The 262-nt window shown below is 63.4% G+C and carries 1 pseudogene; it reads right to left on the bottom strand.

Features of this window, described 5'->3' with window-relative positions:
• Positions 1–262: pseudogene (locus tag OQ968_RS24855) on the bottom strand (acyltransferase); the annotation flags it as partial.

The raw sequence follows: 262 nt of genomic DNA, 5'->3' as shown, positions 1-262 counted from the left end.
TGATCATGGGCGGCCATACCAGGTAGAACTGCTCCTCTACCCCCAGCGACCAATAGTGCAAAAACGGCGACGGGGCCCGGTAGTTGGAGAAGTAGTCGATGGCATGACTCTGGAACCACATGTTGCCGACGTACAGCGCGCACGCGATGCCATCACCAAAGATGCCCCGGACCTGCAGCGGGAGCAATAGGACAGCAGACGCGATCATGGTGACGACGCCTACCGCGGCCGACGCCGGCAACAGGCGTCGGGCCCGCGCCCC

Source organism: Mycobacterium sp. 663a-19, from assembly GCF_035616495.1.
In the GTDB taxonomy this organism is placed as follows: domain Bacteria; phylum Actinomycetota; class Actinomycetes; order Mycobacteriales; family Mycobacteriaceae; genus Mycobacterium.
This window is presented reverse-complemented; position numbering and strand designations above follow the sequence as displayed.